17 protein-coding genes are annotated in these 15,350 nt (G+C 71.8%); 1 reads left to right on the forward strand and 16 read right to left on the reverse strand.

Annotation, left to right across the window (positions count from 1 at the left end; genetic code table 11):
- Nucleotides 1-88: 88 nt before the first annotated feature.
- The 9 genes from ACFWGP_RS18385 to glmS all read right to left on the reverse strand — a co-directional run bounded on the left by ACFWGP_RS18385 (nucleotide 89) and on the right by glmS (nucleotide 7,609).
- Nucleotides 89-802, reverse strand: coding sequence for a DUF4190 domain-containing protein (locus tag ACFWGP_RS18385; RefSeq protein ID WP_275505468.1), 714 nt, complete (start codon nucleotides 800-802; stop codon nucleotides 89-91).
- A 34-nt stretch (nucleotides 803-836) separates the two neighbouring features.
- Nucleotides 837-1,253 (reverse strand): DUF4190 domain-containing protein, encoded by a 417-nt coding sequence (locus tag ACFWGP_RS18390; protein WP_275505467.1) that lies wholly within the window; start codon nucleotides 1,251-1,253, stop codon nucleotides 837-839.
- Between the two features lie 137 nt (nucleotides 1,254-1,390).
- The gene (tsaD, locus tag ACFWGP_RS18395) at nucleotides 1,391-2,446 is read right to left on the reverse strand and encodes a tRNA (adenosine(37)-N6)-threonylcarbamoyltransferase complex transferase subunit TsaD (RefSeq protein WP_275505466.1); all 1,056 of its coding nucleotides are present in this window, start codon (nucleotides 2,444-2,446) and stop codon (nucleotides 1,391-1,393) included.
- A complete protein-coding gene (locus tag ACFWGP_RS18400; protein ID WP_275505465.1) occupies nucleotides 2,443-3,030 on the reverse strand; it encodes a GNAT family N-acetyltransferase in 588 nt (195 codons plus the stop codon). Before ACFWGP_RS18400 ends, tsaD begins: the two co-directional genes overlap by 4 nt.
- 8 nt (nucleotides 3,031-3,038) lie before the next feature.
- Nucleotides 3,039-3,674, reverse strand: coding sequence for a tRNA (adenosine(37)-N6)-threonylcarbamoyltransferase complex dimerization subunit type 1 TsaB (gene tsaB, locus ACFWGP_RS18405; RefSeq protein WP_376931534.1), 636 nt, complete (start codon nucleotides 3,672-3,674; stop codon nucleotides 3,039-3,041).
- Between the two features lie 9 nt (nucleotides 3,675-3,683).
- Nucleotides 3,684-4,139, reverse strand: a complete 456-nt coding sequence (tsaE, locus tag ACFWGP_RS18410) for a tRNA (adenosine(37)-N6)-threonylcarbamoyltransferase complex ATPase subunit type 1 TsaE (RefSeq protein WP_376931545.1) — start codon at nucleotides 4,137-4,139, stop codon at nucleotides 3,684-3,686.
- A gap of 32 nt (nucleotides 4,140-4,171) precedes the next feature.
- A complete protein-coding gene (alr, locus tag ACFWGP_RS18415; protein ID WP_231430121.1) occupies nucleotides 4,172-5,380 on the reverse strand; it encodes an alanine racemase in 1,209 nt (402 codons plus the stop codon).
- Nucleotides 5,377-5,739, reverse strand: a complete 363-nt coding sequence (locus ACFWGP_RS18420) for a holo-ACP synthase (RefSeq protein ID WP_231430120.1) — start codon at nucleotides 5,737-5,739, stop codon at nucleotides 5,377-5,379. Before ACFWGP_RS18420 ends, alr begins: the two co-directional genes overlap by 4 nt.
- A gap of 19 nt (nucleotides 5,740-5,758) precedes the next feature.
- Complete coding sequence (gene glmS / locus ACFWGP_RS18425) at nucleotides 5,759-7,609, reverse strand: glutamine--fructose-6-phosphate transaminase (isomerizing) (protein WP_231430119.1); 1,851 nt, start codon at nucleotides 7,607-7,609, stop codon at nucleotides 5,759-5,761.
- Nucleotides 7,610-7,696: 87 nt separating this feature from the next.
- Between glmS and coaA the strand changes: the two genes are divergently transcribed.
- Complete coding sequence (gene coaA, locus ACFWGP_RS18430; RefSeq protein ID WP_231430118.1) at nucleotides 7,697-8,653, forward strand: type I pantothenate kinase; 957 nt, start codon at nucleotides 7,697-7,699, stop codon at nucleotides 8,651-8,653.
- Nucleotides 8,654-8,716: 63 nt separating this feature from the next.
- Here coaA and glmM read toward each other — a convergent pair whose 3' ends face one another.
- From glmM to ACFWGP_RS18465, 7 genes are all read right to left on the reverse strand, one after another.
- Nucleotides 8,717-10,078 (reverse strand): phosphoglucosamine mutase, encoded by a 1,362-nt coding sequence (gene glmM / locus ACFWGP_RS18435; protein WP_231430117.1) that lies wholly within the window; start codon nucleotides 10,076-10,078, stop codon nucleotides 8,717-8,719.
- A gap of 21 nt (nucleotides 10,079-10,099) precedes the next feature.
- A complete protein-coding gene (gene rpsI, locus ACFWGP_RS18440) occupies nucleotides 10,100-10,585 on the reverse strand; it encodes a 30S ribosomal protein S9 (protein WP_231430116.1) in 486 nt (161 codons plus the stop codon).
- A gap of 44 nt (nucleotides 10,586-10,629) precedes the next feature.
- Nucleotides 10,630-11,076: a 50S ribosomal protein L13 gene (rplM, locus tag ACFWGP_RS18445; protein WP_231430115.1), complete on the reverse strand. Its 447-nt coding sequence runs from the start codon at nucleotides 11,074-11,076 to the stop codon at nucleotides 10,630-10,632.
- Nucleotides 11,077-11,247: 171 nt separating this feature from the next.
- Nucleotides 11,248-12,144, reverse strand: a complete 897-nt coding sequence (gene truA / locus ACFWGP_RS18450; RefSeq protein ID WP_376931546.1) for a tRNA pseudouridine(38-40) synthase TruA — start codon at nucleotides 12,142-12,144, stop codon at nucleotides 11,248-11,250.
- Between the two features lie 147 nt (nucleotides 12,145-12,291).
- Nucleotides 12,292-13,590, reverse strand: a complete 1,299-nt coding sequence (locus ACFWGP_RS18455) for an acyltransferase (protein ID WP_376931535.1) — start codon at nucleotides 13,588-13,590, stop codon at nucleotides 12,292-12,294.
- Nucleotides 13,591-13,739: 149 nt separating this feature from the next.
- The gene (rplQ, locus tag ACFWGP_RS18460; protein WP_231430113.1) at nucleotides 13,740-14,294 is read right to left on the reverse strand and encodes a 50S ribosomal protein L17; all 555 of its coding nucleotides are present in this window, start codon (nucleotides 14,292-14,294) and stop codon (nucleotides 13,740-13,742) included.
- A 46-nt stretch (nucleotides 14,295-14,340) separates the two neighbouring features.
- Nucleotides 14,341-15,327: a DNA-directed RNA polymerase subunit alpha gene (locus ACFWGP_RS18465; RefSeq protein ID WP_204395444.1), complete on the reverse strand. Its 987-nt coding sequence runs from the start codon at nucleotides 15,325-15,327 to the stop codon at nucleotides 14,341-14,343.
- Between the last annotated feature and the right edge of the window lie 23 nt (nucleotides 15,328-15,350).

Genomic DNA, 15,350 nt, shown 5'->3' on the forward strand with positions numbered 1-15,350 from the left:
GAAACAGACAACTCAACTGGCGGAGCCGAAAAGATTAATAGTACCTCGCCGTTCGGCGAAGCCCCCTCGCGTTCGGTCATCTCGTCGCTCAGTAGTCGTAGTCGTAGTCGTACGACGGGACCGTCGAGAAGAACACACCCCAGAGCACGAACGACAGCAGCGCGATCGCGATGCCGACGAAGCCGAGGATGATGCCGGTGAGCCACATGCCCTTGGCCTGCGGCTCCTTGCTCTTGCCGAGGAAACCGAGCACCACGGCGGCGCCCGGGATGAACAGCTGGAGCACGCCGCCGATGAAGGGCAGGAACACGACGGCGAAGCCGACGAGTCCCACGATGCCGGCGATCAGCGAGATGAGGCTGAGCACAGGCGTCTTCTTGGCGGGCGCGGCGCCGTACGCGGGCGCCGCATACGCGGGCGCACCGCCTGCGGGTCCGCCGTAGCCGGGCTGCGGTGCCGGGGCACCGTACGCGTTCGGCGGGGGCGGAGGCGGAGGCGTCGTCGCGCCGTAGGCGGGCGGCGCCGTCGTCTCGCCTGCACCGTACACGGGCGGTGCCGGGGGTGCCGGCGGCTCGGGAGCCGCCGGCGGTTCGGGCGCCGCGGGGGGCTCGGGTGCGCTCGGCACCTCGGGCCCCGACGCGGCGGCGTCGACCGGCACGACCGGCTCGGGCTCGCCGGGGATACCTGGCTCCGCCGGGGCGGGCAGGTCGGGCTCGGGAACGTTCGGCACCTCGGGCTCCACCGGCGCACCGGGGACCTCGGGGGTCTCGGGCACCTCGTCAGGATTCTTCGGGTCGGTCATTTCTTCCCCCATTCGGTGAGCCGAGTCAGGCGGCTCAGTAGCTGTCGATGGTCGAGCTGACGGTCGCGAGGTAGGCGAACGCGATGATCGAGACGATGATCGCGACGATGAAGAGCGCGACGCCGACGAAACCGAGGATGATGCCGGTCAGCCACATGCCCTTCGACTGCGGCTCCTTCTTCTTGGCGATGAAGCCGAGGACGATCGCGGCGACCGAGAGCAGGATGCCGAAGTAGAACCACGCGCCGATCACGCCGATGATGCCGGCGACGAGCGAGAGGATGCTGAGCACCTTCGACGGCGCAGCGGGCGCGGCGTACGCGGGCGCCGCCGGTGCGGCGGGCGCGCCGTAGGCCGGCGCGGCCGGTGCTGCGGGAGCTGCCGGAGCGGGCGGAACAGGCTGGGCGGCGGGCTGGCCTGCGGGCTGCTCGGGAAGGTTCGGGTCGGTCACTGTGGTTTCCCCTCGATGCTGTGTGTGATGCGCTCATGCCGGTTCGGCAGGCGCTCCGGGCGCGACGGATGTCGACGACCCGGGTCGTTTCGCCCCCACACTATCGCGCAAGCCCCCTCGCGCACAGGATTCTTGCGTCAGTCGACCTGGATCTCGGTCACGGGCAGCGTCGAGTCGGCTCCGAAGCCGAGTCCCGACGGCGAATGGCCGGCCATCACGAGCTGCGCGCCGAGCGCCGCGATCATCGCGCCGTTGTCGGTGCAGAGCGACAGCGGCGGGATGCGCAGCGCGATGCCCGAGGCATCCGCCCGCTCGCTCGCGACCTCGCGGAGCCTCGCGTTCGCGATGACGCCGCCGCCGAGCAGCAGCCGCGGCACGCCGAGCTCGGTGCAGGCGTCGATCGCCTTCGAGACGAGCACGTCGACGACCGCTTCGCGGAAGCTCGCCGCGACGTCGGCCATCGGCACGGCCTCGCCGGCGGCCTCGCGTTGCTCGACCCAGCGGGCGACCGCGGTCTTCAGACCGGAGAAGCTGAAGTCCCAGCGATGCGCGACGAGGTCCTTCGGTCGCGTCAGCCCGCGCGGGAAGCGAATCGCGTCGGGGTCGCCGCCCATGGCCGCCCGGTCGATCTCGGGGCCGCCCGGGTAGGGCAGTCCGAGCACGCGGGCGACCTTGTCGAACGCCTCCCCCGCGGCGTCGTCGATGGTCTCGCCGAGCAGCTCCACATCGGAGACGAGGTCGCGTACGAGGAGCAGCGACGTGTGCCCGCCGGAGACGAGGAGCGCCACCGTCGGCGTCTCGAGCGGATCTGCGGAATCGAGCAGGTCGGCGCCGACGTGCCCCACGAGGTGGTTGACGGCGTAGATCGGCAGGCCCTTCGAGATGGCGAGGGCCTTCGCCGCGCCGACCCCGACCATGAGCGCGCCGGCGAGGCCGGGACCGCTCGTCACGGCCACGGCGTCGAGGTCGTCGAGGTCGACGGATGCCTCGGCGAGCGCCGCCCTGATGGTGGGGCCGAGCGCCTCGAGGTGGGCGCGTGCGGCGACCTCCGGCACGACGCCGCCGTAGCGGGCGTGCTCCTCCATCGATGAGGCGATGACGTTCGCGAGCAGGGCGTCGCCCCGAACGATGCCGACCCCGGTCTCGTCGCACGACGTCTCGATGCCGAGGACGAGCGGTTCGCGGGTGTTCATCGGGCGCCTCCGGCAGGTCTGGCGGGTCGAGCACCTTCGGGGGCGTCGCTCGCGGGGCGCGTCACCGCCGGCGGCACGTCGAGCCGCATGAGCACGGCGTCGACGCCGTTGCGGTAGTACCGCGGGCGGACGCCGATCTGCACGAAGCCGAGCGAGTCGTAGAGGGCGCGCGCGACGGGGTTGTCGGCACGGACCTCGAGGAAGAGCTGTGCGATGCCGCGTCGGCGCGATTCCGTGATGAGCGCGTGCATGAGCCCGCGGCCGAGGCCCACGCCCCGCGCGGCCGGGTCGACCGCGATCGTCTGGATGTCGCCCTGATCGCCGCCCCGCGGTGCGAGCAGGCCGGCGTAGCCGAGCAGCGGCGGCCACGAGGCATCCACGTCGTCGTCGGAGTGGTCGCCGCCGGAGCGCTCGCCGTCGCCTGCGGCACGGTTCGCGACCTCGTCGTCGACCGCGACGAGGTAGTACCCGTGCGGGCTCTCGATCTCGCGCAGCATGGCCTCCTCGGGCCAGGCGTCGTCGGTGAACGTCGCCCGTTCGAGCTGCATGATCGCCTCGAGGTCGGTGGTCCGTGCCCGTCGCATGAAGACGCTCACCTCAGCACCCGCTTTCCGGCGGAGGGGGTCACGTCGGGGGCGCGCAGGTAGAGCGGGGCGTCGCCGGTGAGCGGCAGCCGTCGTGCCGCGAACGCGAGTTCGGCGAGCGCGCCGACGGCGGCGGCCGACACGACCGCCGCCTCGAACCGGAGGCCCCGCGGCTCGGGCAGTGCGTCGCGCGGCACGAGCCCCGGCCCGCTGCGGCGCACGGGCAGCCCGTCGGCGTCGAGGCCGTCGTATTCGGAGATCGCGTATTCGCGCCGCCTCGCGTCGGTGACGACCTGGAGCGGGCCCTCGTCGCCGGCGGTGTAGCGGCTCCAGGCGATCGCGTCGTGGCTCGGCACGGGCACGAACGGCCGGTCGATGCCGAGCGCGAAGGCGTGCGCCGCGGCGATGCCGACGCGCAGGCCCGTGAACGGTCCCGGCCCCATGCCGCCGGCGACGCCCGAGAGCCGTGCGGGTTCGACCCCCGCCTCGGCGAGCGCGTCGCGGATGAAGCCCCCGATCACCTCGGCGTGGCGCATGGTGTCGTCGGTGCCGACCTCCGCCAGCGTTCGCAGCTCGTTGGTCGCACGGTCTCGATCGACCACCGCGACACTCGTGCCGGTCGACGTGTCGATCGCAAGCAGCATGCCTCAAGCCTAATTCGGGAGACGGGCGAGGAGGGGCCCGGTGAGGGTGACGGTGCGCGGCTCGTCGCCGTCGAGGTCGGATGCCTCGGGCTCGGCGTCGACCGGCGGCTTCGCGCCGATCGGGCGCTCGATGACGACCTCGAGCCACGCGTCGCCGGCTTCCTCGACGAGTCCGGCGCCCCACTCGACGACCACGACCGATCGGTCGAAGTCGAGGTCGAGGTCCTCGACGAGCTCGGCGCTGCCGAGGCGGTAGGCGTCGACGTGCACGAGCGGCGGGCCGTCGACGAGGCTCGGGTGAGTGCGGGCGAGCACGAAGGTCGGGCTCTGCACCGGGCCGCGTACGCCGAGGCCCTCGCCGATGCCGCGCGTGAGGGTGGTCTTGCCCGCGCCGAGCGGCCCCGTGAGCACGACGAGGTCGCCGGCGCGCAGCGCGGCGCCGAGGCGACGGCCGAGCTCCTCCATGGCGTCCGCGTCGGCGATCTCGATCGTGCGGCTCACAGGTCTTCGGCCTCGGGCCAGGGCACCGTGCGCGGGCCGCCCGTGTAGCGGCGCGGCACGCGCGGGCCGATGCGGGTGACGATCTCGTAGCCGATGGTGCCGGCCGCGGCGCCCCACTCGTCCGCGGTCGGCGCGCCGGTCGCCGGGTCGCCGAAGACGACGACCTCGTCGCCCACCGCGACGGGTGCGTCGCCGGCGTCGACGATGAACTGGTCCATCGCGATGCGGCCGACCACGGGGCGGCGACGGCCGCCGATGAGCACCTCGGCGCCCTGCCCCGACGCCTGCCGGGGAATGCCGTCGGCGTAGCCGAGCGGCACGAGCGCGAGGGTGGTCTCGGCGTCGGCGTGCCAGATGTGGGCGTAGGAGGCCCCCGTGCCGGCGGCGACGCGGCGCACGGCCGCGACCTTCGCACGGAGGGTCATCGCCGGGGTGAGCCCGAGGTCGGCCGACGTCGTGCCGTCGCCGAAGGGGGTGAGCCCGTAGAGGCCGATGCCGATCCGCACGGCGTCGTAGCGGGAGGCCGGGTCGCGCAGCGCCTGCTCGCTCGACGCGATATGGCGCAGCCGGCCGGTGAGTCCCGCGGCCTCGGCCACGGCGAGCGCGCGCCCGAAGGCCGCGAGCTGGTCGGCGTCCACCTCGCGCGACGTGTTCGCGAAGTGGCTGAAGACGCCGGCCACACCGAGGCGCCCGGCCTGTTCGAGTTCGGCCGCACGGGCGACGACGACGGGCCACTCCGCCTCGGGCACCCCGTTGCGGCTGAGGCCGGTGTCGATCTTGAGGTGCACGTGCGCCGCAGCCTCGGGGGCGGCGGCGGCCACCCGCTCGAGCTGGGCGAGACTCGAGACGCCGATCTCGATGTCGGCCCGGATCGCCGAGGCGAAGTCGGCGTCGGGGTCGTGCAGCCATGCGACGATCGGCGCGTCGATGCCGGCGTCGCGGAGTTCGAAGGCCTCCTCGAGGTCGGCGACGCCCAGCCGCGTCGCTCCGCCCGCGAGCGCGGCGCGGGCCGCCTCGACGGCGCCGTGCCCGTACGCGTCGGCCTTCACGACGGCCACGATCTCGGCGGGTGCGACGCGTTCGGCGATCACGCGGACGTTGGCCGTGATCGCGTCGAGGTCGACCCGGGCCTCGCGGAACGGGTGCGACGCGCGAGACGCGTGCGCCCCGCCGGCGGCACGGGCCGAGGCATCCTGCTCGCTCATCGGCCGCTCACCGCCTCGAGCACGACGAACGCACTCGCGATGCCGGCATCGTGGCTCATCGACAGGTGCACGCGGTCGATGCCGAGTGCGGCGACGTGCGCGGCGAGCGCGCCCGAGAGCTCGAAGTCGGGGTTGCCCTCGACGTCCTGGACGATGCGCATGTCGTGCCAGCGGATGACCGCGTGACCGCCGAGTGCCTTGATGAGCGCCTCCTTCGCGGCGAAGCGGGCCGCGAGCGATCGCGGCGGCCGACTGCGTTCGCTCTCGGCGAACAGGCGCTCGACGAGCGCGGGGGTCCGGGCGATCGAGCGCTCGAAGCGCTCGATGTCGACCACGTCGATGCCGATGCCGGCGATCACTCGGCCCCCGCGCCCTGCGTCACTCGACCGTCACCGACTTGGCGAGGTTGCGCGGCTGGTCGACGTCGAGGCCCTTCGCCTGCGAGAGCTCCATGGCGAAGATCTGCAGCGGGACGACGGCGAGGAGCGGCTCGAAGAGCGGCGCGGCCAGCGGGATGCGCAGCACCTCGTCGGCGAACGGCAGCACCGCGGCGTCGCCGGCCTCGGCGATCGCGATGACGCGGGCGCCGCGGGCGCGGATCTCCTGGATGTTCGAGACGACCTTCGGGTGCAGGTTCGCGGAGCCGCGCGGGCTCGGCACGACCACGAAGACGGGCTGGCCGGGCTCGATGAGCGCGATCGGGCCGTGCTTGAGCTCGCCCGCGGCGAAGCCCTCTGCGTGGATGTACGCGAGCTCCTTGAGCTTCAGCGCGCCCTCGAGGGCGATCGGGTAGCCGACGTGGCGCCCGAGGAAGAGCACCGAACGGGTGTCGGCCATCCAGTGCGCGAGCTGCGTGACCTTCTCGGCCTCGCCGAGCACCTGCTCGAGCTTCTCGGGCACCGCCGAGAGCTCGGCGAGCTGCTCCGCGATGGCCTCGGCGTCGAGCGTTCCGCGCACGCGGGCGAGGTGGAGGCCGAACAGGTAGAGCGCCGCGATCTGGGCGACGAAGGCCTTCGTCGACGCGACCGCGACCTCGGGTCCGGCGTGCGTGTAGACGACCGCGTCGGACTCGCGCGGGATCGTCGCGCCCTGCGTGTTGCAGATCGAGATCGTGCGGGCGCCCTGCTCACGGGCGTACTTGACCGCCATGAGCGTGTCCATGGTCTCGCCCGACTGGCTGATCGAGACCACGAGCGTGTCGGCGTCGAGCACCGGCTCGCGATAGCGGAACTCGTGGCTCAACTCGATCTCGACGGGAATGCGCGCCCACTGCTCGATCGCGTACTTCGCGACCATGCCGGCGTACGACGCGGTGCCGCACGCGATGACGGTGATGCGACGGATGCCGCGGAGCTCGTCGTCGTCGAACGACTCGAGCTCGGGGATCACGACGGCACCGTCGACGATGCGGCCGCGGAGGGTGTTGGCGACCGCCTCGGGCTGCTCCGACACCTCCTTGCGCATGAACGACGACCAGCCGCCCTTCTCGGCCGCCGAGGCGTCCCAGGCGACCTCGAAGGCCTCGACCTCGACCGGCTCCCCGTCGAAGTCGGTCACGACGACCTCGTCGGCGGTGATCGCGACGATCTGGTCCTGGCCGATCGCGACGGCGCGCTTCGTGAACTCGACGAACGCGGCGACGTCGGAGCCGAGGAAGTTCTCGCCCTCGCCGAGACCGATCACGAGCGGCGAGTTGCGGCGGGCGCCCACGACGACGCCGGGCTCGGCGCGGTGCACGGCGAGCAGCGTGAACGCGCCCTCGAGACGCGAGACCGTGTTGCGGAACGCCGTGCGCAGGTCGCCGGCCGCGCGGTACTCGCGGCCGAGGAGCACGGCCGCGACCTCGGTGTCGGTCTCGGACTCGAACGCGTAGCCCTCGGCGAGCAGTTCGTCCTTCAGGTCGGCGAAGTTCTCGATGATGCCGTTGTGGATGAGCGCGAGCCGCCCTTCATCGCCGAGGTGCGGGTGCGCGTTGCGGTCGGTCGGTCCGCCGTGCGTCGCCCAGCGCGTGTGCCCGATGCCCGTGCCGCCGTGGTGCAGCGGGTTGCGCTCGAGCTCGTCGGCGAGGACCTTGAGCTTGCCGGCCCGCTTCGCGGTCTCGATGGCACCGTCGTCGTCGACGACCGCCACCCCCGCCGAGTCGTAGCCACGGTATTCGAGGCGGCGCAGGCCACCCATGAGGACGTCGAGGCTGTTGCGCTCTCCGACGTATCCGACGATTCCACACATGGGGGCGATTCTACTGGCGCGCGGCTGCATGAATTCCCGGAGGGGTGGGCGGGGAGTCCTCGCTCGGGCGCGCATTACACTGGCACGGTGCCGGATCCGCAGAGTTCGTCGTCGCATGCTGCGCAGATCTCGCCGTTCATCGAGCTCGATCGGTCCGACTGGGCGGCGCTCGCACCGTCGATGCCGTCGCCTCTGCACGAGACCGAGCTCGTGAAGCTCAGGGGCCTCGGCGAGCCGCTCGACCCGACCGAGGTGGCCGAGGTCTACCTGCCGCTCAGCCGGCTGCTGAACCTCTACGTCGGCGGCACGAAGTCGCTGCACAAGGTCACGAGCGAGTTCCTGCGCGAACGCGCCGAGCCGACGCCGTTCGTGATCGGCGTCGCCGGATCGGTCGCCGTCGGGAAGTCGACGATCGCGCGCCTCCTGCGCGAGCTCCTCGCGCGCTGGGAGCACACGCCCCGCGTCGAGCTCGTCACGACCGACGGGTTCCTCTTCCCCAACGCCGAACTCGAACGACGCGGGCTCATGGCCCGGAAGGGCTTCCCCGAGTCGTACGACCGGCGCGCGCTGCTGCGCTTCGTGAGCGAGGTGAAGGCCGGCGCCGCCGAGGTGCGGGCGCCCTTCTACTCCCACCTGGCCTACGACATCGTGCCCGACGCGCAGGTCACCGTGCGCCGCCCCGACGTGCTCATCGTCGAGGGGCTGAACGTGCTGCAGCCGCCCGGCCCCGGGCACCGGCTCGCGGTCAGCGACCTGTTCGACTTCACGATCTACGTCGATGCGCGCACGAGCGACATCGCGCGCTGGTACGAGGAGCGCTTCCTGAAGCTCCAGCGCGGGGCGTTCGCGAACCCGCGCTCGTACTTCCACCGCTTCGCGTCGCTGACCGAGGAGGAGGCGCGCCACCGAGCGCGCGAGATCTGGCATTCGATCAACGAGCCGAACCTGCTGCAGAACATCAGGCCGACGCGCTCGCGCGCCTCGCTCGTGCTGCGCAAGAGCGCCGACCACACCGTGTCGAGCGTGCTCCTGCGCAAGCTCTGAGGGCGCAGACGCGAATCGCCCGCTCCCGTGCGGGAAGCGGGCGATTCTGCGGTGCGTACGGCGCTACAGCGCGAGCTCCGACTTCACGACCTCGGCCAGGGCGGCCGCGTGCCGCTCGGCGATCGACTGCTCGGACGCCTCGACCATGACCCGCACCATCGGCTCGGTGCCCGACGGGCGCAGCAGCACGCGACCCGAGTCGCCGAGCTCGGCCTCTGCGGCCTCGACCGCCGCGGCGACGCCGTCGTTCGCGCCGAGCGCGTGGTGGTCGACCCCGCGCACGTTCACGAGCACCTGCGGGTAGACCGTCATCACCGACGCGAGCTCGGCGAGCGACTTGCCCGTGCGCGCCATCTCGGCCACCAGGTGGAGGCCGGTCAGCACGCCGTCGCCGGTCGTCGCGTACTCGCTCATGATGACGTGGCCCGACTGCTCGCCGCCGAGGGAGAGCCCGTGCGCCGCGAGCGCCTCGAGCACGTACCGGTCACCGACCTTCGTCTCGACGATGCGGATGCCGTGCTCGGCCATCGCACGCTTGAGCCCGAGGTTCGACATGACCGTGACGACGAGCGTGTCGTCGGTGAGCTTGCCGCGCTCCTTCATCGAGAGCGCGAGGATCGCCATGATGCGGTCGCCGTCGACGATCTCACCTGCGGCGTCGACGGCCAGGCAGCGGTCGGCGTCGCCGTCGTGCGCGATGCCGACGTCGGCGCCGTGCGCGAGCACGGCGGCCTGCAGCTTGTCGAGATGCGTCGAACCGACGCCGTCGTTGATGTTGATGCCGTCGGGGTCGGCGCCGATGACGATGACTTCGGCGCCGGCGTCCTTGAACGTCTCGGGAGAGACGCCCGCCGCTGCGCCGTGGGCGCAGTCGAGCACGACCTTGATGCCGTCCAGCCGGTTCGGCAGCGTGCCGAGCAGGTGCACGACGTAGCGGTCCTCTGCGTCGGCGAAGCGGCGGATGCGACCGACGCCGTCACCGACCGGCGCGAGCTTCTGCTTGCCGAGGTACGACTCGATGCGGTCCTCGACCTCGTCGGGCAGCTTCGTGCCGCCGTAGGAGAAGAACTTGATGCCGTTGTCGGGCGCCGGGTTGTGCGACGCCGAGATCATGACGCCGAAGTCGGCCTTGATCGAGTCGATGAGGAAGGCCGTCGCCGGCGTCGGGATGACCCCGGCGTCGAGCACGTCGACGCCGGAGCTCGCGAGGCCGGCCGCGACCGCTGCGGTGAGGAACTCACCGGAGACGCGGGGATCGCGCGCGACGACGGCGACGGGACGCCTGCCCGCCGCACGGTTCTCGTCGGCGTGGCGCCCCTGCGTGAGGACGGCGGCAGCCGCCTGGGAGAGGCCCAGGGCCAGGTCAGCCGTGAGTTCACGGTTGGCCAGGCCCCGGACCCCGTCGGTTCCGAAAAGCCGAGGCATGCGGAAAGGCTCGCCGAAGACTTAGCGCTTCGAGAACTGGGGAGCCTTGCGGGCCTTCTTGAGACCGGCCTTCTTGCGCTCGATGACGCGGGCGTCGCGCGTGAGGAAGCCGGCCTTCTTGAGGGTCGGACGGTTGTTCTCGCGGTCGATCTCGTTGAGCGCACGCGCGATCGCGAGGCGCAGCGCGCCGGCCTGGCCCGAGGGGCCGCCGCCGGTGATGCGGGCGATCACGTCGTACGAGCCCGCGAGCTCGAGCACGGTGAACGGGTCGGTGATGAGCTGCTGGTGGAGCTTGTTCGGGAAGTAGTCCGCGAACTCGCGGCCGTTCACCGTGATGGTGCCGGCGCCCGGGACGACGCGCACGCGGGCGATGGCCTGCTTGCGGCGGCCGACGGCCGCGCCCGAGACGTTGAGGACGGGGCGGGGGGCCGCCGGAGCAGCCGCCGGGGCGCTCTCGGTCGTGTAGCTCTCAGGAGCCTGGTCGATCTGGTCTGCGATCTTCGCCATGGTGGTTGTGAATCCTTAGTTCGAGAAGGTCGAGTGCGCCGGGCTTACTGGGCGACCTGGGTGAGGGTGTACGGCTTCGGCTGCTGAGCCGCGTGCGGGTGCTCCGGGCCGGCGTAGACCTTCAGCTTCTTGAGCTGCTGGCGGCCGAGCGAGTTCTTCGGGAGCATGCCGCGGATCGCCTTCTCGACGGCGCGGACGGGGTTCTTCTCGAGGAGCTCGGCGTAGCCGACGGCCTTGAGGCCGCCCGGGTAGCCCGAGTGGCGGTACGCCTTCTTCTGCTCGAGCTTCTGGCCCGTGAGGGCCACCTTCTCGGCGTTGACGATGATGACGAAGTCACCGGTGTCGACGTGGTTGGCGAAGATCGGCTTGTGCTTGCCGCGCAGCAGGGCTGCGGAGTGGCTCGCGAGACGACCGAGCACGATGTCGGTCGCGTCGATGACGACCCAGTCGCGCTGGATCTCGTTCGACTTCGGGGTGTAGGTGCGCGTCACGGAAGTGCTGCTTTCTGATCGAGTGAGGGGTTCGTGAATCCCACTCCGTGGGGTGTTCGGGCGCGATGCGCGCGAACGCCTCGGTGGAGGGCTCAACATCGGGTACCGCCGCAGAGTGCGGCACCAAAGGGAGAGCTTACCAGCTTCGGCCCGCGTTGCAGAATCCGCGCCTCATTCGACGAGGCCCGGGATGCCGCTCACGTGCAGTTCCCGGCGCGCCCGCGTCTGCGCGGCCCGGGCCTCGAGTTCGTGGTCGCCGGGGTAGCCGACCTCGGTGAGCACCAACCCCTTCGCCGGCATCACCTTGAAGGCGCTCGTGCGCTCGGCCGCGGCGAGCAGCCGCTCGGGGTCGTCGTCGGTGAGCTTGCCCTCCCCCACCGCGACGCACGCGCCGACGAGCGCCCGCACCATCGAATGGCAGAACGCGTCGGCCTGCAGCGTGGCGACGAGCACGCCGCCTTCCCCACGGCTCCAGCCGTAGGCCTGCAGCGTGCGGATCGTCGTCGCCTCCTCGCGCGGCTTGCAGAACGCGGCGAAGTCGTGGAGACCGAGCAGTCGCGTCGCCGCCCGGTCCATCGCGTCGACGTCGAGCGTGCGCGGATACCAGACGGTGCGGTTGCGCGTCAGCGGGTCGCGCAGCGTCGCGCCGTCGGCGATGCGGTACTCGTAGCGTCGCCAGACGGCCGAGAAGCGCGCGTCGAACCCGGCAGGCGCGGTCTCGGCATGCGTGATGACGACGTCGGCGTCGGCGGAGCCGAGGATGCCGGTCAGCCGGCGGAGCAGCACCGCCGCCGGGTCGTCGGCGACGCCGCTCGACGCCTCCCCTCGCCGGGGCCGCGTGACGGCGGAGAGCGCCCCCGCGGGCACATCGAGGTGCGCGACCTGGCCGAGCGCATGCACGCCCGCGTCGGTGCGCCCCGCGACCGTCAGCCGGGGCAGCACCCGCTCGCGGCGGAAGAGCGTCGCGAGCGCGGCCTCGAGCGTGCCCTGCACCGTGCGCAGCCGGGGTTGCGCCGCCCAGCCCTTGAAGTCGGTGCCGTCGTACGCGATGCCGAGCCGGATGCGCACCCTCTCGTCCGCGCTGCCGGTCACGGCGATCGGGGATGCCTCGGCCGAGCCGCCGGCCGGCGTCCGGCCGGCCTCGGACAGCACTCCGTTCGCCGGGGCGGGCGCCGTGCCCGCGGCATCCGCCTCGCTCGTGACCATACCGCCAGCCTAGGCGCGCGCCGCGGCGGCGACCGCGTCGACCTCGTCGGCGCGGGGGCGCGGCGCGCGCGGCCCGGGCCCTCCGACGATGAGGGCGATCACCGCGAGCGTCACCAGCGACCAGCCCAGCAGGCCGTGCACCAGCGGCACGTAGCCCATCGTCAGGAACACGCCCACGCCGGCGACCACGCAGAGCGCCCAGGTCACCACCATCACGAGGGGCGTCCGTCGTTCGACCGGCGCCGGCCAGTGCGCCTCGAGCTTCGGCACGACGAGGCAGCATCCGGCGATCACGATGGCGATCGCGAGGATCCACAACGGCCGCGTCGCCCACCACGTCGGCGACAGCACGGGCGGGAAGGGCAGGCCGATCGTGAGCTGGGCGGCCGTGACGACGGCCATCGCGAAGGTGTGCCAGAGATAGATGACCATGCCGTACACGCCGAACACGAAGACGAGCCCGAGCACGGCCCGGTGTCCGACGAACCGCCTGATCGCCGGCTGGAGCAGGGCGAACAGGCAGACCTGGCCGAGCGCGAGGGCGAGGATCGCGACGCTCGGCGGGTTGAGATTGTCGAGCATGTCGTGCGAGTAGCCGAACCCGGCGACGAGTACGCCGATGAACCCGTAGGCACCGATCGCGAGGCCCGCGAGCAGCCACGGCGACCGACGGGCGAACCAGCCGTCGCGCAGCCCGAAGCCGAGCTGCTGCGCGAACAGCCAGACGAAGACCCAGTTGAGTGCGCCGAGCGGCAGGCCCGCGCCGCGGGTCGACGCATCGACGACCGCCGCGGCACCGGCGAGGCCGAGGTACGTCGGCCATGGCGCGTGCCGGTGCAGCCACGACATCACCGGCACCAGCGCGGTGCAGATGAGGTAGACGGGGATGAACCAGAGCGGCTCGGCGAGCCGCAGGGCGAAGCCCTGCACGAACCCGGGGTCGGCGCCGGATGCGAGCATGAGCGCGAGCACGAGGCCGACGGCCGCGGTCACCGAGACGACGGGCTGCGCGAGGCGCACCGCCCGCACCCTGATGTAGTGCGCGACGGTCTCGCCGTGCCCTCGCAGGCGACGCCACTGCGTGATCGACGCGAACCCGCCGCAGATGAAGAACACCGGCATGATCATGAGCGGCCAGGTCGCCCAGGCGAGCGGCTCGAAGCCGTCGAGCGCGTTGAACGCGCGAAGCGGGTCACCGCCGATGCCCATCTGCATGGCGTGCAGGACGACGACGACGGGGAGGCACATCGCACGGGCGAAGTCGATCGAGAGGTCGCGGTCCTCGGGGATCCGCACCGGTGCGCGCACGCCGTTCCTTCCGTCTCGACGGCGGCCGCGCGTTCGGCGGCCCGGCCCTCGGCGAGCCGGTCCATCCGCTCGCGACGACGATTGTGGCACAGATGCGAACGGGCCCCTGTGCGCAATGCACAGGGGCCCGTCGTCGGTGCTGGGCGAGGCTACTTGGCCTCGGCCGCCTCGGTCTCCTCGGCGGGAGCCTCGGCCGACTCCTCCGACGCCTCGGCGCCGGCGGCCTCGTCGACCGCGGCCTCGGCCTCGGTCACGACCTCGTCGGCAGCGGTCTCGTCAGCGGCGGGCGCCTCGTCGACGACCGGCGCGGCGGCGGCCGGCTTGGCGGCGCGCTGCTTCTTCACGACCGGCTCGAGCACGAGTTCGATGACCGCCATGGGCGCGTTGTCGCCCTTGCGGTTGCCGATCTTCGTGATGCGGGTGTAGCCGCCCTCACGGTCGGCGACCTGCGGCGCGATGACCGCGAACAGCTCGTGCACGACGGCCTTGTCGCCGATCACGGCGAGCACGCGACGGCGGGCGTGCAGGTCGCCGCGCTTCGCGAAGGTGACGAGGCGCTCGGCGAGCGGGCGGAGCCGCTTGGCCTTGGTCTCGGTGGTGGTGATGCTCTTGTGCGTGAAGAGCGCAGCCGCGAGGTTCGCGAGCATCAGTCGCTCGTGCGCGGGTCCGCCTCCGAGGCGGGGGCCCTTGGTGGGCTTCGGCATGGTTCGTTATCTCCAGGTAGTGAGGGGGTCGGGCAGGCGCTGCGGCCTAGTTCTCGTCGTCGAAGCCCGTGTAGAAGTGGGCGCCGTCGAAGCCGGGAACCGAGTCCTTCAGCGACAGGCCCATCTCGGTGAGCTTGTCCTTGACCTCGTCGACCGACTTCTGACCGAAGTTGCGGATGTTCATGAGCTGCGACTCGCTGAGGGCGACGAGCTCCGACACCGTGTTGATGCCCTCGCGCTTCAGGCAGTTGTAGCTGCGCACCGACAGGTCGAGGTCCTCGATCGGGATCGAGAGCTCGCTCGAGAGCACGGCGTCGACCGGCGCGGGGCCGATCTCGATGCCCTCGGCCGCGGTGTTCAGCTCGCGCGCGAGGCCGAACAGCTCGGTGAGGGTGCGGCCGGCCGAGGCGATGGCGTCGCGCGGCGAGATCGCCGGCTTCGTCTCGACGTCGACCACGAGGCGGTCGAAGTCGGTGCGCTCGCCGGCACGGGTGGCCTCGACGCGGTAGGTGACCTTGAGCACCGGCGAGTAGATCGAGTCGACCGGGATCTGGCCGGCCTCCGAGTACTCGTTGCGGTTCTGCGAAGCCGAGACGTAGCCGCGGCCGCGCTCGATCGTGAGCTCGAGCTCGAACTTCGCCGAGTCGTTGAGCGTCGCGATGACGAGCTCGGGGTTGTGCACCTCGACGCCGGCCGGAGCCGAGATGTCGGCGGCGGTGACCTCACCGGCACCCTGCTTGCGCAGGTACGCGGTGATGGGCTCGTCGTGCTCGCTGGAGACGACCAGGTTCTTGATGTTGAGGATGATCTCGGTGACGTCCTCCTTCACCCCGGGCACCGTCGAGAACTCGTGCAGCACGCCGTCGATGCGGATGCTCGTCACGGCCGCGCCGGGGATCGAGGAGAGGAGGGTACGGCGAAGCGAGTTGCCGAGGGTGTAACCGAAGCCCGGCTCGAGGGGCTCGATCACGAAACGCGAACGGAACTCCGAGATGTTCTCTTCGGTGAGCGTCGGGCGCTGTGCGATCAGCACTGTTGATTCCTTTCGGCAGGGTG

The organism is Agromyces sp. NPDC127015, assembly GCF_042725165.1.
GTDB classification, from domain to species: Bacteria; Actinomycetota; Actinomycetes; order Actinomycetales; family Microbacteriaceae; genus Agromyces; species Agromyces chromiiresistens.